19 protein-coding genes and 1 pseudogene are annotated in these 20238 nt (G+C 74.6%); 1 reads left to right on the top strand and 19 read right to left on the bottom strand.

Annotated features, from left to right (window positions below; all coding sequences use genetic code 11):
* Positions 1 to 3: 3 nt before the first annotated feature.
* From nuoL to ACI79K_RS09785, 17 genes and pseudogenes are all read right to left on the bottom strand, one after another.
* Complete coding sequence (gene nuoL / locus ACI79K_RS09865; protein WP_456599609.1) at positions 4 to 1911, bottom strand: NADH-quinone oxidoreductase subunit L; 1908 nt, start codon at positions 1909 to 1911, stop codon at positions 4 to 6.
* Between the two features lie 20 nt (positions 1912 to 1931).
* A complete protein-coding gene (gene nuoK / locus ACI79K_RS09860; RefSeq protein WP_091931090.1) occupies positions 1932 to 2231 on the bottom strand; it encodes an NADH-quinone oxidoreductase subunit NuoK in 300 nt (99 codons plus the stop codon).
* The gene (locus tag ACI79K_RS09855) at positions 2228 to 3073 is read right to left on the bottom strand and encodes an NADH-quinone oxidoreductase subunit J (protein WP_456599608.1); all 846 of its coding nucleotides are present in this window, start codon (positions 3071 to 3073) and stop codon (positions 2228 to 2230) included. The genes nuoK and ACI79K_RS09855 overlap by 4 nt, the downstream gene beginning before the upstream one ends.
* Positions 3070 to 3708 (bottom strand): NADH-quinone oxidoreductase subunit NuoI, encoded by a 639-nt coding sequence (gene nuoI, locus ACI79K_RS09850; protein ID WP_456589101.1) that lies wholly within the window; start codon positions 3706 to 3708, stop codon positions 3070 to 3072. Before nuoI ends, ACI79K_RS09855 begins: the two co-directional genes overlap by 4 nt.
* Positions 3701 to 5173 carry an NADH-quinone oxidoreductase subunit NuoH gene (nuoH, locus tag ACI79K_RS09845; protein ID WP_456589102.1) on the bottom strand — a complete coding sequence of 491 codons (1473 nt, stop codon included), beginning with the start codon at positions 5171 to 5173 and terminating at the stop codon, positions 3701 to 3703. The genes nuoI and nuoH overlap by 8 nt, the downstream gene beginning before the upstream one ends.
* Positions 5170 to 7665, bottom strand: coding sequence for an NADH-quinone oxidoreductase subunit G (locus ACI79K_RS09840; RefSeq protein WP_456599607.1), 2496 nt, complete (start codon positions 7663 to 7665; stop codon positions 5170 to 5172). Before ACI79K_RS09840 ends, nuoH begins: the two co-directional genes overlap by 4 nt.
* Positions 7662 to 8990, bottom strand: coding sequence for an NADH-quinone oxidoreductase subunit NuoF (gene nuoF, locus ACI79K_RS09835; RefSeq protein ID WP_456599606.1), 1329 nt, complete (start codon positions 8988 to 8990; stop codon positions 7662 to 7664). The genes ACI79K_RS09840 and nuoF overlap by 4 nt, the downstream gene beginning before the upstream one ends.
* 3 nt (positions 8991 to 8993) lie before the next feature.
* Complete coding sequence (gene nuoE, locus ACI79K_RS09830; protein WP_456599605.1) at positions 8994 to 10076, bottom strand: NADH-quinone oxidoreductase subunit NuoE; 1083 nt, start codon at positions 10074 to 10076, stop codon at positions 8994 to 8996.
* Complete coding sequence (locus ACI79K_RS09825) at positions 10073 to 11404, bottom strand: NADH-quinone oxidoreductase subunit D (RefSeq protein WP_456599604.1); 1332 nt, start codon at positions 11402 to 11404, stop codon at positions 10073 to 10075. Before ACI79K_RS09825 ends, nuoE begins: the two co-directional genes overlap by 4 nt.
* Positions 11405 to 11417: 13 nt before the next feature.
* On the bottom strand, positions 11418 to 12170 hold the full coding sequence (locus tag ACI79K_RS09820) for an NADH-quinone oxidoreductase subunit C (RefSeq protein ID WP_456589107.1): 753 nt from the start codon (positions 12168 to 12170) through the stop codon (positions 11418 to 11420).
* Positions 12167 to 12844 carry a NuoB/complex I 20 kDa subunit family protein gene (locus tag ACI79K_RS09815; protein WP_456589108.1) on the bottom strand — a complete coding sequence of 226 codons (678 nt, stop codon included), beginning with the start codon at positions 12842 to 12844 and terminating at the stop codon, positions 12167 to 12169. Before ACI79K_RS09815 ends, ACI79K_RS09820 begins: the two co-directional genes overlap by 4 nt.
* Positions 12845 to 12856: 12 nt before the next feature.
* On the bottom strand, positions 12857 to 13219 hold the full coding sequence (locus ACI79K_RS09810; protein WP_456589109.1) for an NADH-quinone oxidoreductase subunit A: 363 nt from the start codon (positions 13217 to 13219) through the stop codon (positions 12857 to 12859).
* Positions 13220 to 13306: 87 nt separating this feature from the next.
* Entirely contained in the window at positions 13307 to 13441 is a 135-nt protein-coding gene (locus tag ACI79K_RS09805; protein WP_456589197.1) for a hypothetical protein, read from the bottom strand.
* A gap of 235 nt (positions 13442 to 13676) precedes the next feature.
* Positions 13677 to 13811 (bottom strand): annotated as a pseudogene (locus tag ACI79K_RS09800) (NAD(P)/FAD-dependent oxidoreductase); the annotation flags it as partial.
* 165 nt (positions 13812 to 13976) lie between these two features.
* Positions 13977 to 14654 (bottom strand): dienelactone hydrolase family protein, encoded by a 678-nt coding sequence (locus ACI79K_RS09795; RefSeq protein WP_456589110.1) that lies wholly within the window; start codon positions 14652 to 14654, stop codon positions 13977 to 13979.
* Positions 14644 to 15348, bottom strand: a complete 705-nt coding sequence (locus ACI79K_RS09790) for a phosphoribosyltransferase (protein ID WP_456599603.1) — start codon at positions 15346 to 15348, stop codon at positions 14644 to 14646. Before ACI79K_RS09790 ends, ACI79K_RS09795 begins: the two co-directional genes overlap by 11 nt.
* 126 nt (positions 15349 to 15474) lie before the next feature.
* Positions 15475 to 16194 carry a demethylmenaquinone methyltransferase gene (locus ACI79K_RS09785; protein ID WP_456589112.1) on the bottom strand — a complete coding sequence of 240 codons (720 nt, stop codon included), beginning with the start codon at positions 16192 to 16194 and terminating at the stop codon, positions 15475 to 15477.
* 35 nt (positions 16195 to 16229) lie between these two features.
* On the opposite strand from ACI79K_RS09785, the gene ACI79K_RS09780 reads away from it, so the two are divergent.
* Complete coding sequence (locus ACI79K_RS09780; RefSeq protein WP_456589113.1) at positions 16230 to 17474, top strand: isochorismate synthase; 1245 nt, start codon at positions 16230 to 16232, stop codon at positions 17472 to 17474.
* Positions 17475 to 17559: 85 nt separating this feature from the next.
* On the opposite strand, the gene menD is transcribed toward ACI79K_RS09780, so the two are convergent.
* Together menD and ACI79K_RS09770 are read right to left on the bottom strand one after the other, a co-directional pair.
* A complete protein-coding gene (gene menD / locus ACI79K_RS09775; protein ID WP_456599602.1) occupies positions 17560 to 19248 on the bottom strand; it encodes a 2-succinyl-5-enolpyruvyl-6-hydroxy-3-cyclohexene-1-carboxylic-acid synthase in 1689 nt (562 codons plus the stop codon).
* Positions 19245 to 20213 carry an o-succinylbenzoate synthase gene (locus ACI79K_RS09770; RefSeq protein ID WP_456599601.1) on the bottom strand — a complete coding sequence of 323 codons (969 nt, stop codon included), beginning with the start codon at positions 20211 to 20213 and terminating at the stop codon, positions 19245 to 19247. Before ACI79K_RS09770 ends, menD begins: the two co-directional genes overlap by 4 nt.
* Between the last annotated feature and the right edge of the window lie 25 nt (positions 20214 to 20238).

Raw genomic sequence — 20238 nt, 5'->3', positions numbered from 1 at the left:
CGCTCATCCGGACGTCACCGCCAGCAGCGCGCCCGCGACCACGACGGCGCCGCCGAGCATGCCGAGGGCGTAGCTGCGCACGAAGCCGGTCTGCAGCCGGCCCAGCCGGGACGACGAGCCGCCCAGGCCCGCGGCCAGGCCGTTGACGGCGCCGTCGACGCCGCGGTTGTCGAGCCAGACCAGGGCGCGGGTGAGCCACTGCCCCGGCCGCATGAACAGCGACTCGTTCACCGCGTCGGCGTAGAGGCCGTTGCGAGCCGCGCGGGTGACCGGGGAGACCCGGACCGGCGCGGTCATCGGCACCTCGCGGCGGCCGACGAACAGCCAGGCCACCAGCACGCCGAGCAGCATCACGACCGTCACCACCAGGCCGATGACCGCCGGGGCCACCACGTGGGCGGCCTCCGCCGGCTCGCCGAAGACCGGCTCCAGCCAGCCCGACAGGGGGAACACCGACACCAGCAGGCCACCGGCGGCGACCGAGCCGACGGCGAGCACCACCATCGGCGCGGTCATCACCGGGGGCGCCTCGTGCGGGTGGACGCCCTCCTCCCAGCGGGGCCGGCCGAAGAAGGTCATGAGCATCAGCCGGGTCATGTAGAAGGCGGTGAGCCCCGCGCCCAGCACGGCGACCCCGCCGAGCACCCAGCCCCAGACGTCGTCCCGGTCCAGCGCGGCCTCGATGATCGCGTCCTTGGTGAAGTAGCCGGAGAGGAACGGGAACCCGATGAGCGCGAGGTAGCCCAGCCCGAAGGTGACGAAGGTGACCGGCAGCTTGTTCCACAGGCCGCCGAAGCGCCGCATGTCCACCGAGTCGCGCATCGCGTGCATGACCGAGCCGGCGCCGAGGAACAGCCCGGCCTTGAAGAACCCGTGCGCGAGCAGGTGCGCCAGGCCGGCGACGTAGCCGGCGGGCCCGAGCCCGACGGCCAGGAACATGTAGCCGATCTGGCTGACCGTCGACCAGGCCAGCACCTTCTTGATGTCGTCGTAGGCGCAGCCGGCGACCGCCCCGATCAGCAGGGTGAGCGCGCCGATCGCCAGCACCACCGCCCGCGCGGTGGGCGTCAGGTCGTAGATGGGGGCCGACCGGGCGATGAGGTAGACGCCCGCGGTGACCATCGTGGCCGCGTGGATCAGCGCCGAGACCGGGGTGGGGCCCTCCATGGCGTCGGGCAGCCACGCCTGCAGCGGGAACTGGCCGGACTTGCCGCAGGCACCCAGCAGGAGGAGCAGGCCGATCGCGGTGATCGTCCCGCCCGCCAGGGTGCCCACCGTCCCGAAGACGCCGGCGTAGGAGGTCGTCCCGAGCTGGGCGAACATCACGAAGATCGCCAGGGCCAGGCCGACGTCGCCGACCCGGTTCATGATGAAGGCCTTCTTCGCCGCGGTGGCCGCGGCCGGGCGGGTGTACCAGAAGGCGATGAGCAGGTACGACGCCAGCCCGACGCCCTCCCAGCCCACGTAGAGCGCCACGAAGCTGTTGCCCAGGACCAGCAGCAGCATGGCCGCGACGAAGAGGTTGAGGTAGGCGAAGAACCGGCGGCGTCCGGCGTCGTGCGCCATGTAGCCGATCGAGTAGACGTGGATCAGCGAGCCGACGCCGGTGATCAGCAGGACGAAGACCGCCGACAGGGGGTCGTAGAGCAGCCCCGCGGTGACGTCCAGCCCGCCGGTGGCGATGAAGGTGAACAGCTCCACGTCGACGGCGCGCTCGTCCAGCCCGGCCAGCTGCACCGTGCACAGCACCGCCAGCACGAACGCCGCGCCGACGGTCGCCGTCCCCAGCAGGTGGCCCCAGCGGTCGGTGCGGCGGCCACCCAGCAGCAGCACCGCGGCCCCCAGCAGGGGCAGCGCGATCAGCAGCCAGGACCAGCCCAGCAGCCCGTCCGCGGGCAGCGTCTCAGACACAGAAGTCCCCGTCCCGCGCGTCAGTACTTGAGGAGGTTGGCGTCGTCGATCGAGGCGGACCGCCGGGTCCGGTAGATCGACATGATGATCGCGAGCCCGACGACCACCTCGGCGGCCGCGACGACCATGACGAACAGCGCGATGATCTGGCCGTCGACGGTGCCGGTGGACCGGGCGAAGGTGATCAGCGTCAGGTTGACGGCGTTGAGCATCAGCTCCACGCACATGAACACGACGATCGCGTTGCGCCGCACGAGCACGCCGACCGCGCCGATGGTGAACAGGATCGCGGCGAGCACGAGGTAGTGGCTCAGGCTCACCGGTCCCGCCCTCCGGGCACGTCGCTGACGGTGGGATCAATCGACCCGAGGGCGGCGTCGGGTGACCCGAGCTGCTCCCGGCCGGTGGGACGGGGCATCTGCTCGATCTCCTGCGCCTCGATGCCGGTGGCGAGCGTGTCCTCGGCGTAGCGGCCGTCGGGCAGCAGCCCGGGCGCGGCCACCGAGTGGGCGCGGGCGTAGACCCCGGGTCCCGGCAGCGTCTGCGGCCGGTCGGTGAGGAAGCGCGCCCGGGAGAGCTCCCGCTGGCCCGTGCGGCTGCCCGGGGTCCGCTCCATCTGGGTGAAGACCAGGGCGCCGACGGCCGCGACGATCAGCAGCCCGCCGGTGACCTCGAACGCCACCAGGTACCGCGAGTACAGCAGGCCGGCGATCGCCTCGACGTTGCCCGACGCAGCGCCGCCCGCCCCGCCCTGCACCGCCTCGAGCCCGGCGACCGGCAGGTCCCGGGTCGCCCGCGCGATGCCGGCCCCCGCGATCGCGGCGAATCCGACGCCGAACAGCGTGGCCGCCACCCGCTGGCCGCGGAGCGTCTCCACGACCGAGTCGGAGGAGTCGCGGCCCACGAGCATGAGCACGAAGAGGAACAGGATCATGATCGCGCCGGTGTAGACGATGATCTGCGCCGCCCCGAGGAACGGCGCCTCCTGGACGACGTAGAAGACCCCCAGCGACAGCATCGTCAGGACCAGCCAGAGCGCGGAGTGCACCGCGTTCCGGCTGAACACCATGCCCAGCGCCCCGGCCAGCGCGACGGGGCCGAGGATCCAGAAGACGACGGCCTCGCCGGTGCCGATGACGACGCCGGCGGTGTCCGGGGTCACGGCCGGGGCTCCGGTTCGCGCACGTAGTAGTCCTTCTCGTCGTCGCCGAGCCGCATCGGGTGCGGGGTGGCCTCCATGCCGGGCAGCAGGGGGGCCATCAGCTGTTCCTTGGTGTAGATCAGGTCGCGCCGGTTGTCGTCGGCGAGCTCGAAGTCGTTGCTCATCGTCAGCGACCGCGTGGGGCAGGCCTCGATGCACAGCCCGCAGAAGATGCAGCGCAGGTAGTTGATCTGGTAGACCGCGCCGTACCGCTCACCGGGCGAGTAGCGCTCGTCCTCGGTGTTGTCGCCACCCTCGACGTAGATGGCGTCGGCCGGGCAGGCCCAGGCGCACAGCTCGCAGCCGACGCACTTCTCCAGCCCGTCGGGATGCCGGTTGAGCACGTGGCGGCCGTGGTAGCGCGGCTTGGTCACCTTCGGCTCGTACGGGTACTGCTCGGTGGTCACGGTCCGGAAGATCTGGGCGAAGGTGACCCCGAAACCCTGGACCGCGGCGGGCAGGAGGCTGTCCCGGACGGCGGGCCGGTTGCGTCCGCCCGCCGCGGAGTGCTCCACCTCCCCGCGGGACCGCCGGACCATGTCCTGCTCGCCGGGCTTGCCGTGCGCGGGGGTCTCCCGCTCGTCGCGGTCAGGCATCGCGCTCCTCCTCGACGGTGGCGGTGCCGCGCCGCCCGGTGCTGACGACCGGGGCCGCGTCGGCGGTGGTGGTGGACTGGCGCCGCAGCCGGGGCGACGGCGGCACCTGCAGGTCCATCGGCGGGACGGGGAACCCGCCCTCGGCGCGGCCGGGGCCACCGGCGGGCCGGCGGCGCGCCCCGGCCGGCGGCAGCACCTCCGGCTCGGCCCGGGTCGGGTGGTTGGAGCCGGCCGCGGCCTCGGCGGCGGCGAGCCGGGTGTCCTGCTGCGCGGAACGGCCGCCGAGCCAGAGCGCGGCGAGCACCAGCAGCGCCGCCGGGACCCCGACGTAGACCGCCACCTCGCCGGTGGAGAGGTCGGTCTCCCGGGAGACGGTGCGCATCGTCGCCACGATCAGGATCCAGACCAGCGCGACCGGGACGAGCACCTTCCACCCGAAGCGCATGAACTGGTCGTAGCGCAGCCGGGGAAGCGTGCCGCGCAGCCAGATGAAGACGAACAGGGCGGCGACGACCTTGAGGAAGAACCACAGCAGCGGCCACCAGCCGGTGTTCGCGCCGTCCCAGATGGAGATCGGCCACGGCGCGCGCCAGCCGCCCAGGAACAGCGTCGCGGCGAGCGCCGAGACGGTGACCATGTTGATGTACTCGGCGAGGAAGAACAGGGCGAACTTCAGCGACGAGTACTCGGTGTGGAACCCGCCGACGAGCTCGCTCTCGGCCTCGGGGAGGTCGAAGGGTGCCCGGTTGGTCTCCCCCACGACGGCGATCGCGTAGAGCACGAAGGACACCGGCAGCAGGACGGCGTACCAGCTGGGACCGGTGAACTCCCAGCCGAAGAAGGAGAGCTGGGTGCCGTCGGCCTGGGCGGCGACGATCTCCGAGGTGGACATCGTGCCGGCGTAGAGGAACACCGCCACGATGGACAGCCCCATCGCGATCTCGTAGCTGATCATCTGCGCCGCGCTGCGCATGCTGCCCAGCAGCGGGTAGGTGGAGCCGGAGGCCCAGCCGCCCAGCACGATCCCGTAGATGCCCATGGCGGACATCGCCAGGATGATCAGCACCCCGATCGGGGCGTCGGTGAGCTGGAGCGGCGTCTGCTCGCCGAAGATGCTCACGACCGGGCCCATCGGGATCACCGAGAAGGCGACGAACGCCGGGACGGTGGCGATCACCGGAGCCAGGAAGTACACCGGCTTGTCGGCCATCGCCGGCATGATGTCTTCCTTGAACGCCAGCTTGAGCCCGTCGGCGAGGCTCTGCAGGTAGCCGCGCGGGCCGACCGTGTTCGGCCCGATCCGCTGCTGCATCCGCGCGACGACCTTGCGCTCGAACACGATCGCGAACAGCGTCATCGCGACCAGCACGGCGAAGACGCCGACGATCTTGATGAGCACGATCCACCAGACGTCGTGCCCGAAGTCCGCCAGCGTCGGCTGGTCGGGCGCGGCCCACAGGTTCATCGCACGACCTCCCCGGCGACGGCCGACGTGCGGGCCAGCCGCACGACCGCGCCGGGCCCGGCGCCCAGCGCGGAACGGATCTCGCTGCCGGGCGAGCGCATCGGCAGCCACACCACCTGGTCGGGCATGGCGGTGACCACCACCGGCAGGCTGATCGAACCGGTGGGCCCGCTGACGGTGAGCCGGTCGCCGTCGGCCAGGCCGAGACGGGCGGCCGTGCCGGTGCCGATGCGGGCGACCGGGCGGCGGGCGGTGCCGGCGAGCTCGGGCTCGTCGCGCTGCAGGGTGCCGACGTCGAGCAGCTGCCGCCAGGACGCCAGGACCGCCTCGTCGTCCCGGAGCAGCGGGGCGGCCGGCGGGGCGACGTCGGGCCCGGAGGCGGTCGCGGCGGACCGGCGGGCCCCCAGCGCGGAGAGCGCGGACCGCGCCACCTCGGGAGCGGGCAGCCGCAGGTCGGCGTCCATCGCGTCGGCCAGGCCGTGCAGGACACGGCCGTCGGGCAGCTGCCCGGAACCGTGCAGCGTCGCGTCGAAGGACCGCAGCCGGCCCTCCCAGTCCAGGTAGCTGCCCGCCTTCTCCGGTGCGGCCGCGACCGGCAGGACGACGTCGGCGCGCTCGGTGACCGCGCTGGGGAACATCTCCAGGCTGACCACGAAGGCCGCCGCGTCGAGGGCCGCCAGCGCCAGGGCGGGGTCGGGCAGGTCGGCCGGGTCGACGCCGCCGACCAGCAGGCCGGGCAGCCGGCCGCTGCGCGCCGCGGTGAGGATGCCGGTGGTGTCCCGCCCCGGGGCGGCGGGCACGGCGCCGGGGTCGACGCCCCAGACCGCGGCCACCTCGGCGCGGGCGACGTCGTCGTCGACGGTCCGGCCACCGGGGAGCAGGTTCGGCAGCGCCCCGGCCTCGACGGCGCCGCGTTCGCCGGCGCGGCGGGGCACCCAGGCGAGCCGGGCCCCGGTGGCCCGGGAGAGGGCGAGCAGGGCGGAGAACGCGCCGGGAACCTCGGCCAGCCGCTCCCCGGCGAGGACGACGGCGCCCGGCTTCCGCAGCGCCTCCACCGCGGGCCCGCCCCAGGTGCCCTCGGCGAGCGCGAGCAGCGACCGCGCCTCCGCCCCGGGGACCGTGGTGAGCACCGTGGCCTCCAGCTTCGCGGCGGCCCGGGTGGCGAACGGCGCGAGGTCGAAGACCGGCAGCTTGCGGGTGCGCACTGCGCGGCGCAGCCGCAGGAAGAGGATCGGGGACTCCTCCTCCGGCTCGAGGCCGGCCAGGAGGACGGCGGGCGCCTCGCCGACGTCGGCGTAGGTGACCGCACCGGTCACCGGGCCGGTGCCGGCGATCGTGCTCGCCAGGAACTCCAGCTCCTCGGCGGAGTGCGCGCGGGCACGGGCGTCGACGTCGTTGGTGCCCAGCGCCACGCGGGCGAACGTGGCCCACGCGTAGGCGTCCTCGAGGGTGAGCCGGCCGCCGGGCAGCACGCCGACACCGCCCTCGGCGCGGGCCCGGAGCAGGCCGGCGGCGGCCGCGGCCCACGCCTCGGGCCAGGACGCCGGCTGCAGCTCCCCGTCGGCGCCGCGCACCAGCGGGGTGGTCAGCCGGGCGTTGGCGCTGGCGTAGCGGAACGCGTAGCGGCCCTTGTCGCAGGTCCACTCCTCGTTGACCGCCGGGTCGTCGCCGGCCTGGCGGCGGGTGATCTTGCCGCGCCGGTAGTCGGTGCGCATGGCGCAGCCCGAGGCGCAGTGCTCGCAGACGCTGTCCTCGCTGCGCAGGTCGAAGGGCCGGGCACGGAACCGGTACTGGGCGCTGGTCAGCGCCCCCACCGGGCAGATCTGGGTGGTGTTGCCGGAGAAGTAGGACTCGAACGGCTCGTCCTCGTAGATCGCCACCTGCTCCAGCGCGCCGCGCTCGAACAGCTCGATGAACGGGTCGCCGGCGACCTGCTGGGAGAAGCGGGTGCAGCGGGCGCAGAGGACGCAGCGCTCCCGGTCCAGCAGCACCTGGCTGCTGATCGGCAGCGGCTTGGGGTAGGTCCGCTTCTCGTCGACGAACCGGCTCTCGGCGCGGCCGTTGCTCATCGCCTGGTTCTGCAGCGGGCACTCGCCGCCCTTGTCGCAGGTCGGGCAGTCGAGCGGGTGGTTGATCAGGAGCAGCTCCATGGTGCCCTGCTGCGCCTTGTCCGCGACCGGGCTGGTGAGCTGGGTGTGGACCTCCATGCCCTCGGTGACCGGCATGGTGCACGAGGCGACCGGCTTGCGCTGCCCCTCGACCTCGACCAGGCACTGCCGGCAGGCGCCGACCGGCTCGAGCAGCGGGTGGTCGCAGAACCGCGGGATGAAGACACCGACCTGCTCCGCGGCGCGGATGATCAGCGTCCCCTTCGGCACGGCGACCTCGAACCCGTCGATCGTGCAGCGGACGGCGTCCGGCGGGGTGTGCGGGCCGGGGGCGCCCGGCGGCACCGCGGGTGCGGGTGGCGGGTTGGTGGGCGTGAGCGTCATGACGCGGCTCCGACCGGCTCGAGGCGGAGGGAGCGGCCGAGCCGGGCCTGCTCCTCGGGCGGCAGCAGGGCGACGTAGTCGTCCTTGAAGTACTTGAGCGAACTGGTGATGCAGCTGGTCGCGCCGTCTCCGAGCGCGCAGAACGACCGGCCCAGGATGTTGTCGCAGGTGTCGACCAGGATGTCGAGGTCCTGGGCGGTCCCCCGCCCGTGCGCGATCCGCTCGAGGATCTGCACCAGCCAGTAGGTGCCCTCCCGGCAGGGGGTGCACTTGCCGCAGCTCTCGTGCGCGTAGAACTCGGTGAACCGGAGCGTGGCCTCGACGATCGAGTCGGTCTCGTCGAACACCATGAGCGCGGTGGTGCCGAGCATCGAGCCCGCCGCGGCCACGGAGTCGAAGTCCAGCGGGACGTCGAGGTGCTCGGGCGTGAAGTACGGCGTCGACGAGCCGCCCGGCGTCCAGAACTTCAGCTCGTGACCGGGGCGGATGCCGCCGGCCATCTCGAGCAGCTCGCGCATCGTCGTGCCCATGGGGGCCTCGTACTGGCCCGGCCGGACGACGCGGCCCGACAGCGAGTAGATCTTCGGGCCGGGCGACTTCTCCGGGCCGAACGCCTTGAACCAGTCGGCGCCGCCGCGGACGACGAACGGCACGCTGGCGAGCGTCTCGACGTTGTTGATGACCGTCGGGGCCCCGTACAGGCCGGCGACCGCGGGGAACGGCGGCTTGAGCCGGGGCTGGCCGCGGTAGCCCTCGAGCGAGTCGAGCAACGCCGTCTCCTCGCCGCAGATGTACGCACCGGCGCCGGCGTGCACGATCAGCTCCAGGTCGTAGCCGGAGCCGAGGATGTCGGTGCCGAGGTAGCCGGCGGCGTAGGCCTCACCCACGGCGTTGAGCAGCCGCCGGTGCGCGTGCACCGCCTCGCCGCGGACGTAGATGACGGCCAGCTTCGACCGGATGGCGTAGGAGGAGATGATCACGCCCTCGATCAGCGAGTGCGGGTCGGCCATCATCAGCGGCAGGTCCTTGCAGGTGCCCGGCTCACCCTCGTCGGCGTTGACCACGAGGTACTTGGGCATCGCCGCGGGCCCGGTGGGCTCCTCCCCCGGCTTGGGCTGGGGGATGAAGCTCCACTTCATGCCGGTGGGGAAGCCGGCGCCGCCGCGGCCGCGCAGACCGGAGTCCTTGACCAGGGTGACCAGCTCGTCGGGCTGCATGGACAGCGCGGTGCGGAGTGCGGAGTAGCCGTCGAGCCGCTCGTAGGTGGCGAGCCGCCAGGACTGCTCGGCGCCCCAGCGGCTGGTGAGGACAGGGGTGAGGGGCACGGTTCATCGCCTCCGCTTCGGGCCGCGGCCCTCGATGGTCCGGGTCGGGCCGCCGGGCCCCTGGGTGTCCGGGGGTGGGGTGGCGGGGCTCTGACCACTCGTGCCGGGCTCCTGCCCGGCCGGGGTGTCGGTGCCCTCGCGGCCGTCGGGCAGCCGCCGGCCGGCCGGTTCGGGGGCGTCGGGGTGCGAGCCCGCGGCGCCGGCCTTCTCGGCCGGGGTGTCGGCGGCGGCCACCCGCGCGTCCGCCGCCTCCTTGCCCGGGGTCTCCCCCGTGCTCCCCGACGGGCGCACGGTCTCCCGCGGCTCGCCGACGTCGGCCGGCTCGGGCTCCGGGCCGCGCATCGGCGGCGCGGCCTCCCCGCGTTCGGCGGCCAGCCGCAGCCCGCGCAGGGTGGGCTCGTAGTTCCCCGGCGCGTCGACGGCGGCGGCAGCGGCCGCCGCGTCCAGGTGCTGGGAGAAGCCCGCCAGCTGGCGGGAGACGCCGCGGAAGTCGGTGAGCGGCGCGCCGCGGGTCGGCAGCGGCTTCTCCCCCCGGCGCAGCGCCGCGACCAGCTCGCGGGCGCTGTCGACGTCCTGCTGGTCGTAGAACTCGTAGTCCACGGTGACCACGGGCGCGTAGTCGCAGGCGGCGAGGCACTCGGCGTGCTCGAGGGTGATCGAGCCGTCGGCGGCGGTCTCGTCGTGGTGCACGCCGAGGTCGGCCGACAGCGCGTCCATGATCCGCTGCCCGCCCAGCACGGCGCAGAGCGTGTTGGTGCAGACGCTGACCAGGTGCCGGCCGGTGGGGCGGCGCTTGTACATCGTGTAGAAGGTCGCGACCGCCCCGACCTCGGCCTTGGTCAGCCCCAGCTCCTCGGCGCACAGCGCGACGCCCTCGGGGGTGACGTAGCCCTGGTAGCTCTGCACCAGGTGCAGCATCGGCAGCAGCGCCGAGCGGGCCACCGGGTAGCGGGCGATGATCTCGCGCGCCTCGAGCCGGGCCTGCTCGGGCAGCGGCGGGGTCTCGGCGAGGGACGCGACGTCGACCGGGCTGGAGTCCAGCCCGGTGACCGCCGTCCCCTCGGGACTGCCTGGCAGTGCACTCATCGGTCGACGCCCCCCATCACCGGGTCGATCGAGGCGATCGCGGCGATGACGTCGGCGATCATGCCGCCCTCGCTCATCGCCGCCGTCGCCTGCAGGTTCACGAAACTGGGGTCGCGCACGTGGACGCGCCACGGGCGGGTGCTGCCGTCGCTGACCACGTGGTAGCCGAGCTCGCCGCGGGGGGACTCGAGGGGCACGTAGACCTGCCCCGCCGGCACCCGGAAGCCCTCGGTGACCAGCTTGAAGTGGTGGATCAGGGCCTCCATCGACTGACCCATGATGTGCCGCACGTGGTCCAGCGAGTTGCCCATGCCGTCGGGCCCCAGGGAGAGCTGGGCGGGCCAGGCGATCTTCTTGTCCTCGACCATCACCGGGCCGGGCTCCAGCCGGTCCAGCGCCTGGGCGATGAGCTTCAGCGACTCGTTCACCTCGGCCATGCGCACCAGGTAGCGGCCCCAGGCGTCGCAGGTGTCGGCGGTGGGGACCTCGAAGTCGTAGGTCTCGTAGCCCAGGTAGGGCTCCACCTTGCGCAGGTCCCAGGCCAGCCCGGTGGCGCGCAGGACCGGTCCGGTGATGCCGAGGGCGACGCAGCCGGTGAGGTCGAGGTACCCGGCGTCCTTGAGCCGCGCCTGCCAGATCGGCTGGCCGGTGAGCAGCCGGTGGAAGTCCGCGACCCGCTTCGGGAAGACCTCCAGGAACTCCCGGATGTGCTCGACCGCCCCCTCGGGCAGGTCCTGGGCCAGACCGCCGGGGCGGATGTAGGCGTGGTTCATCCGCAGCCCGGTGATCTCCTCGAGCAGGTCGAGGACCATCTCGCGCTCGCGGAAGCCGTTGGTCATGCCCGTGAGGGCACCCATCTCCATGCCGAAGGTGGCCAGCGCCACCAGGTGGGAGGCGATCCGGTTCAGCTCCATCACCAGCACCCGGATCGTGGCCGCGCGCTGCGGGATCTCGACGCCGAGCAGCTTCTCGACGGCCATGCAGTAGCCGGCCTCGTTGAACAGCGGGGCCAGGTAGTCCATCCGGGTCACGAACGTCGTGCCCTGCACCCAGTTGCGGTACTCGGTGTTCTTCTCGATACCGGTGTGCAGGTAGCCGATCACCACGCGCGCCTTGGTGACCGTCTCGCCCTCCAGGTCGAGGACCAGGCGGAGCACGCCGTGGGTGGACGGGTGCTGCGGGCCCATGTTGACGACGAGGCGCTCCTCGCCGTGCGGGTCGGCCCCGAGGGTGACGTCCCAGTCCCCGCCGGTGACGGTGTAGACCCGCCCCTCGGTGGTCTCCCGCGAGCCGGCGTAGGGGTCGGCCGGGTTGTAGGTGGTGCTCATCGGTAGACCCCCGTCACCGGTAGGCCCGCCGCGTGTCCGGCGGCGGGATCGTCGCGTCGTGGTACTCCACCGGGATCCCGCCGAGCGGGTAGTCCTTGCGCTGGGGGTGGCCGTCCCAGTCGTCGGGCATGAGGATCCGGGTCAGCGCCGGGTGGCCGTCGAAGACGACGCCGAACATGTCGAACGTCTCCCGCTCGTGCCAGTCCGCCGTCGGGTAGACGCCGGTCACCGACGGGACGTGCGGGTCCTCCGCGGTGACCGCCACCTCCAGCCGGATGCGGCGCCGGTAGGTCATCGAGGTCAGGTGGTAGACGACGTGCAGCCGGGGCCGGCCGGGCGTCACCTCGGGGCCGCCGCTGTCGAGGTAGTCGACGCCGGAGAGGCTGCTGCACAGCTCGAAGCGCAGGGCCTCGTCGTCCCGCAGCGCCTGCACCAGGGTCAGCAGGTGCTCCCGGGCGACGAAGTAGGTGATCTCACCCCGGTCGACCAGCACGCGCTGCACCGCGGCGGCGTAGGTGGCCTCCCCCACGGCCTCGATCAACGCGTCGGTGACCTCGTCGAAGTACCCGCCGTAGGGCCGGTCGGTGGAGTGCAGCGCGACCGCGCCGCCGGGCTCCACCCGCACCAGGCCACCGAACCCCGAGGTGTCACCGCTGCCGCTGACCCCGAAGGCGCCCTTCCGGAAACCGCCGGACGGCGCGGTGCTGTCGTCGTAGCCGGCCTCCTCGCGACCGGGGACGACGTTCGAGCCGCCGTCGTTGCTCATCGCCGGCCACCCCGCTCGTCCGGGAGCAGGACGGCGTTGCCGCCGCGCCGCTCGATCCCGAACTGCCCGGTGCGCCCCTCGGCGGCCGCCTGCTCGTAGGCGCGGCGGGCCTCCTTGTCGACGCGGACGGTCGACGGCATCTCGACCAGCAGGTCCTTGGCCGTGCCGTCCTCGCGGGCCTGCTGCTGCTGGCGGGCCCGCTTCTCCCCCAGCGGCTCGTGCTGGATCTTGTGGTGCAGCTTGAGGATGGCGTCCATCAGCATCTCCGGCCGCGGCGGGCAGCCGGGCAGGTACATGTCCACGGGGACGACGTGGTCGACGCCCTGGACGATCGCGTAGTTGTTGAACATGCCGCCGGAGCTGGCGCAGACGCCCATCGCCAGCACCCAGCGGGGCTCGGGCATCTGGTCGTAGATCTGCCGCAGGACCGGCGCCATCTTCTGGCTCACCCGGCCGGCCACGATCATCAGGTCCGCCTGCCGCGGCGAGGCCCGGAAGACCTCCATGCCGAAACGGGCGAGGTCGTACCGGCCCGCACCGGAGGCCATCATCTCGATGGCGCAGCAGGCCAGGCCGAAGGTCGCCGGCCACAGCGACGACTTGCGGGTCCAGTTGACCAGCTTCTCCACGCTGGTCAGCAGGACGCCGCTCGGCAGCTTCTCCTCGAGTCCCATGTCAGTCCCCTGTCAGTCCCACTCGAGTCCGCCGCGCCGCCACTCGTAGGCGAAGGCGAGGAAGACGGTGCCGAGGAACACGGCCATCGCGGCCAGCCCCCACACCCCCAGCGCGTCGTTGGCGACGGCCCACGGGTAGAGGAAGACGATCTCGATGTCGAAGACGATGAAGAGCATCGCGGTCAGGTAGTACTTCACCGGGAAGCGGCCGCCGGTGAGCGGCTGGTCGACCGGCTCGATGCCGCACTCGTAGGCGGCCAGCTTGGCCCGGTTGTGGCGGCGCGGCCCGACGAACGGCGCGACGACGACCGAGAACAGCGCGAACGCCGCGGCCAGCACGAACAGGCCGACGAGCGGGGCGTAGGTCGAGAGCATCAGCTGCACCCTAGGGTGATGTCGGTCACGGCCTGGTCATGGTCGGGATACGGAGTGTCGTGCCGGCCGGTCGTCATGGCAGCTCCCTCACGTCGCCGGGGTGAGTCGCAGGAGCACGGCCAGCGCGCGGTCGATCGCGTCGCCGTCGCGGCCGTCGGTCAGGTTGCCCATCACCCGCAGCGCGGCGTCGGTGAGCGCGGGGCGGCGCAGCCCCCGGGCCATGGCGAGCCGGACCCCTGCTGGCCGGGCCAGCAGCGCCAGGAAGCCCAGGCCGAGCCGGTGGAGGCGGCCCAGCTCGGCGCGCAGCCGGCCGGGGTACCGCCGCAGGACCGCCTCCCGCGCCGTCCCGGTTGCAGGGGTTCACCGTGCCGGCGGCGTCCCCGGCAAGCAGCAGCAGCCCCCGGGTGTACGCCGGACCCCGGCTCAGCGGCGTCAGCCCGTCACCGCAGACCTTCTCCCGCGGGAAGTCGGCCTTCTCCAGCAGCGCGACATCCAGGCCCGCGCGGACGAGGTGCCAGGCCGCGCTGGAGCCGGCCGGCCCGGCACCGACGACCACGACGTCGGCGGCGTGCGCCGCTGCGGTCCGCGTCATGCCACCCCTCCGGTCCGTCGTCGAGCCCGGTGCAGCTTGTGAAAGAGTTCACAAACCGCTCGGTCCCGAGTCTAGGCCGCGATGTGATCTAGCCGACAGACCCCCCCTCGGCGCAGGGCCCCGGCGACCTCAGCGCGGCCCCGCACCGGGCGGCCGGTCCGGGCATCAGGAAGGCGCCGGCAACCAGGTGCTCAGCCAGGCCGCGGAGCGGTCGATCACCTGCTCGAGCGCGCCGGGCTCGGGGAACAGGTGCGTGGCGCCGGGGATGATCGCGACCTCGTGGTCGACGGTGAGCCGGGCGGCGGCCTGCCGGTTGAGCTCGACGACCTGGGCGTCCGCGCCCCCGACGACCAGCAGCACGGGCGCCCGCACCTGGTCGAGCGCGCTGCCGGCCAGATCGGGACGGCCACCGCGGGAGATCACCGCCCGGACCCTCTCCGGTCGCTCGGCGGCGGTGATCAGGGCGGCCGCCGCACCGGTGCTGGCACCGAAGGTGGCGACCGGCAGGGTCGCGAGGCCGGGCCGGCCGAGCAGCCAGTCGACGGCGCCGGTGAGCCGCCCGGCCAGCAGCGGGATGTCGAACCGGTGCTCGCGCGTGCGCGCGTCGACCTCCTCCTCGGCGAGGGTCAGCAGGTCCAGCAGCACGGTGGCGTACCCGGCGGCGTGCAGCCCCTCGGCGACCTGCTGGTTGCGCGGGCTCCGCCGGCTGCTCCCGCTGCCGTGGGCGAAGACCACCACACCGCGCGGATCGGCGGGGCCGACGAGGTCGGCGCGCAACGCCGCCCCGGGCACGTCGACGACGACGTCCTCCTGGAAGCCGGGCGCGCCCTCGTCAGCCGGCACCGTCGCGCTCCTCCGGCTCACCGGGGCGGGCCTGCGCGAGGGCCGCGCGCACCTCGTCGTCCTCGGTCGGTCGGAAGTCGGCGTAGCCCTGGCCGACGGCGGAGAAGTCCGCGGGGGCCCAGAGGCAGAGCAGTTCGTCGACGTCCGGTGTGATCTGCCGGCAGGCGTTCGGCGAGGCCACGGGGACGGCGACGGTCAGGTGCGCGGGGTCCTGGCGGCGGACGGCGGCGACCGCGGCGCGCATGGTCGAGCCGGTGGCCAACCCGTCGTCGACCAGGACGACGCGGCGGCCGGCCAGGACCGGCGGCGGGCGGTCGCCGCGATAGGCCTCGGTGCGCCGGCGCAGCTCGGACACCTCCTGGGTGCGGACGTCCTCGAAGGTGGCCGCGTCCACCCCGGCGCGGTCGATGACGCTCTCCTGCCGGACGGTCTCGATCTCGTCCCCCACGGCCGCGATCGCGCCCATGGCGAGCTCCGGCTGCCAGGGCAGGCCGACCTTGCGGACGACGACGATGTCGAGCGCTGCGTCGAGGGCGGCGGCCACCTCCGCCCCCACGACGACCCCGCCCCGCGGCAGGCCGAGTACGACCACGTCGCCGTGCCCGGGGGTGACCAGGTCGTCGTCGACCAGCCGCGCGGCGAGCGCCCGGCCCGCCTCCCGGCGATCTGCGAAAGGTCTCCGGTCTCCAGCCATGTGGTCCGGCTACCCGGCCCGCCGGGCGGCTAACGGCCGGAGCGGCTGGGAAGGGGGCGCGCGGGGTCGTCGGGCACCGGCGCTCGTCCCGCCGAGGCCGTCCCGCCGCTGCACCCCCGGAGGCCCTCAGGGCTTGCGGGCACGGTGCAGCGCGACGATCCCCCCGGTGAGGTTCTGCCAGGCGACGTCGGCCCAGCCGGCGTCCTGCAGCCGGCCGGCGAGCGCCGCCTGGTCGGGCCAGGCGCGGATCGACTCGGCCAGGTAGACGTAGGCCTCGGGGTTGCTGCTCACCGCCCGGGCGATGCGGGGCAGCGCCTTCATCAGGTACTCGGTGTAGACGGTGCGGAACGGCGACCAGGTGGGGCTGGAGAACTCGCAGACCACCAGCGTCCCGCCGGGCTTGGTCACCCGGGCGAACTCCCGCAGCGCGGCGTCGGGGTCGGCCACGTTGCGCAGGCCGAAGGAGATGACCACGCCGTCCACGCTCTCGGCGGCCAGCGGCAGCGCCATCGCGTCACCGGCCACCTTGGGCACCGGTCGCGCGGCCCCGGCGCGCAGCATGCCCTGGGAGAAGTCGCAGGCGATCGCCGTCACTCCGCCGGCGGCGAGCTCGACGGTGGAGACCGCCGTCCCGGCCGCGACGTCCAGCACCGTCTGGCCCGGCCGGGCCCCCAGCGCCTCGCGGGTGGCCCGTCGCCAGGAGGCGTCCAGCCCCGCGGAGAGGACGGTGTTGGTGACGTCGTAGCGCTGCGCGACCCGGTCGAACATCGCCGCGACCTCGGCCGGTCGCTTGTCCAGCCCGGCCCGCAGGCCGGCGGTGTGCGGGTTCTCTCGCCGGTCTGCCACGGCATCGACGCTACAAGGCCTCCTACTCTGATCACGTGACTGCCGCCGCCCTGACCTCCCCGGCGGCGGCGTCGCGCACCGTCACCACGGTCCGCTCCGACGCGGCCGGCGAACTGCTCGACCTGCTCCCGGTCCGCGGCGGCCTCTCCTGGGTGCGCCACGGTGAGGGCCTGGTCGGCTGGGGCGAGGCGGCGCGGCTGGAGGTCTCGGGCCCGCGCGCGCTGGCCGAGGCCGCCGAGTGGTGGGACCGGTTCACCGCCGGCCTCGACGTCGCCGACGAGCTGCGCGTCCCCGGCTCGGGCCCGGTGCTGTTCGCGAGCATCGCCTTCGACCCGGTCGCGGGGACGTCGGTCTTCGTCGTCCCCGAGGTCGTCGTCGGGCGGCGGGACGGCGTCGGCTGGATCACCGCCGTCGGGGCCGCACCGGAGCTGCCGGACCCGACCCCTGCCGACGACGGCCCGGCGCCCCGGCTGCGCTACGCCGACGGGGCGCTGGACCCCGCGAGCTGGTGCGCCGCGGTGGCCGCCGCCGTCACCCGCATCGACGCCGGCGAGCTGGAGAAGGTCGTGCTCGCCCGCGACCTGCTCGTCTCCTCCGACGTCCCGCTCGACCCCCGGCGAATGCTGCGCCGGCTGGCCGCCCGGTTCCCGGGGTGCTGGACCTTCGCCGTCGACGGCCTGCTGGGCGCCACGCCGGAGCTGCTGCTGCGCCGCACCGGCCGGCGGCTCTCCTCGCGCGTGCTGGCCGGGACCGCGCCGCGCGGGGCCGGCGCCGAGGACGAGCGGCTGGCCGCGGCCCTGATGGACTCGGGGAAGGACCGCGCGGAGCACGGCCTCGCCGTCGACTCCCTGGTGCGGGCACTGCAGCCGTACTGCCACGAGTTGACGGCACCGCCGGAGCCGGAGCTGCTCACGCTGGCCAACGTGCGGCACCTGGCCACAGACGTCGTGGGCACCCAGCGCGGCTCGGCCGGGCTGCTGGAGCTGGTCGGCGCGGTGCACCCGACGGCGGCCGTCTGCGGCACCCCCACGCCGGACGCCGCCGCGCTCATCGGCGAGCTCGAGGGCATGGACCGCGGCCGGTACGCCGGACCGGTCGGCTGGCTGGACTCGACCGGCGACGGCGAGTTCGGCCTCGCGCTGCGCTGCGCCGAGCTGGTCGGCGACGACGGCGCGCGGCTGTTCGCCGGCTGCGGCATCGTCGCCGGCTCCGACCCGGCCGCGGAGCTGGCCGAGACCCAGTCGAAGTTCGCCGCGTTCCAGGCCGCGCTCGAGGGCTGAGCCGCGCGCTCTGGGGGTGCTGCACACGCTCTGGGCGGCGTGCAGGACTCCTCCAGCAGGAGGAGCACCCCCAGAGCGGCGCGGGCTACTCCCCCAGCGCCGCCGCAGCGGCCCGCCGCAGGTCCTGGGCCAGCGCCGCCTCGGTGCGCTGGTCGGTGCCGACAACAACGACCTGCGGACCCCCCAGGCCGAGCACCGCCGTGAGCTCCGCCGGCGTGGACACCCGTGTCGCCGGCCAGCCCAGCGAGTCCGCCACCGCCACCAGGTCGCGCCCGTGCGGGGTGCCGAAGACCCGCCGGTAGTCCGCGGCGAACCGGTCCTGCCCCGGCTCCAGCTGGGCGAAGATGCCGCCGCCGTCGTTGTCCGGCACGACGACCGTCAGGTCCGGGCGGCGCTCGCCCTCGCCGAGCAGCAGCCCGGTCAGGTCGTGGAGGAACGTCAGGTCGCCCATCAGCGCGTACGCGGGACCGGCGTGGACGAGCGCCGCACCCACGGCGGTCGAGATCGTCCCGTCGATGCCCGCGACCCCGCGGTTGGCCAGCACCGTCACGTCGTCCCGGGGCACGGCCAGCCGGTCGACGTCGCGCACCGGCGTGGACGACCCGAGCACCAGCAGCGCGCCCGCGGGCAGGGCGGCGACGACGTCGCGGGCCAGCCGGGCGGCGGTCAGCGCCGGGGCGCCGTCGAGCACCGCGTCGACGGCGGCGCCGACCCGGGCCGCGGCGGCGTGCCAGGCGGCCGCCCAGTCGGCGTCGACCGGGTCGTCGGGATCGGCGCCGGCGAACAGCCGGGCCACGTGGCTGCTCGACCGGCCGGCGTCGGCCCACCGCGGCGAGGCGCTCACCGTCTCGACGGTGACGGCGGGGTCGGCCAGCAGGGCGCCGACCGGGCGGGAGAGCGTCGGCCGCCCCACCACCAGCACCCGCTCGGGCCGGTGCGCGGCCAGCCAGCCGGGCGCACCGAGCGCCAGCACGCCACCGCGCACGCTCCCCGGGCGCCCCCAGAGCCCGCTGCTCGGCTCGGCGACGACGGGCCACGCGGAGCCCTCGGCGAGGCCCGGGGCGCCGTGCAGAGGCCCGTCACCGGCGATCACCAGCGTCCGCGGGGGCAGCCGGCGGGCCCGCGCCGCCCAGCCGGCCGACGGCTCGGCCACCGTCCACGGCGCACCCCCCGGCCGGCCGGCCCACGGGGCCGCGAGTTCGGCCGGGAGTTCCTCGTCGGGCAGCAGCGGCTCGCGCAGCGCGAGGTTCAGCTGCACCGGACCGGCGTCGGCCGACAGCGTGCCGGCGGCGACGGTGAGCGCCTTGGCCACCACGGACCGCCAGTAGCGGTTCTGCTCGGCCTCCCGGCCCGCCTCGGGGACGCCGACGTCGGCCGCCCAGCGCACCGCCGCCCCGTACAGGCCGGCCTGCTCGATCGTCTGGTTGGCGCCGGTGGCCCGCAGCTCCGGCGGGCGGTCGGCGGTCAGCGCCAGCAGCGGCACCCCGCTCGCGTCGGCCTCCAGCACCGCGGCGTGCAGGTGTGCGGTCGCCGTCCCGGACGTGGTGAGCACCGGCACCGGGCGGCCGGAGCCCTTGGCCAGGCCGAGGGCGAGGAACGCCGCCGTCCGCTCGTCGAGGCGCACGTGCAGCCGCAGCCGGCCGTCCCTTTCGGCCGCCGCGAGGGCCAGGGCCACCGGCGCCGACCGCGAGCCGGGCGCCAGCACGGCGTCGGTGACGCCGCCGCGCACCAACTCGTCGACCAGCACGCGGGCGAAGGCGGTGGCGGGGTTCACGCGGCGAGCACCTCGTCGATCCGGGCCCGCCAGCGGGCGGCGGCGCCCTCGCCGCCCGCCACGACGGCGCGCCGGTCCGGCTCGGGCCGGGCCACCGGCAGCGCGCCGTCCACGGGCAGCAGCGGGGACGAGCAGACGTCTCCGGTGAAGAGCGCGACGGTCGCCAGGCCGCAGGCGAAGGGCAGCTCCGGCAGCGCGGCGGCGAGCGCCACCCCGGCGGCGATGCCGACCGAGGACTCCAGCGCCGAGGAGACGACGCAGGGCAGGCCGTGGGCCTCCGCGACGCGCAGCGCCGCCCGCACACCGCCCAGCGGCTGCACCTTCAGGACGACGACGTCGCCGGCCTCGCGCAGGTCGACCGCCAGCGGGTCGGCCGCCCGGCGCACGCCCTCGTCCACGGCGACGCGCACGTCGATCCGCCGGCGCAGCGCGGCCAGCTCGGCGAGGGTGGCGCACGGCTGCTCGACGTACTCCAGCCCGACGGCGGCGTCGAGCTCGCGGATCCGCCGCACGGCGGTGTCGACGTCCCAGGCGGCGTTCGCGTCCACCCGGATCGCGCCACCGGGACCGAGCGCGTCGCGCACGGCCTCGACGCGGGCGCGGTCGTCGGCGGCGGTCTGCCCCGGCTCGGCGACCTTCACCTTGGCGGTGCGGCAGCCGGACGCCGCCGCGATCGCGTGCGCCCGCTGCGCGCCGACCGCCGGCACGGTCACGTTCACCGGCACCGACGCGCGCACCGGCGCGGGGAAGCCCTCGACCGCGGCCTCCACCGCGGCGGCCCACCAGCGGCGGCTCTCGGTGGCGTCGTAGTCCCAGAACGGGGAGAACTCGCCCCAGCCGGCCGGGCCGCGCAGCAGCACGCCGTCGCGCACGTCGATGCCCCGGAAGCGGCTGCGCAGCGGCACCTCGTAGACGGCCAGCTCGGTGATCTCCGCCGGGAGCGCGGGCGCGGCGGCGGCGGTCATGGCGATCAGCCTAGGAGAAGGACCC

Source organism: Blastococcus sp. SYSU DS0616 (assembly GCF_054051015.1).
Note: the sequence above shows the minus strand (reverse complement) of the source record. Positions and strands in the feature narration are given on the sequence as shown.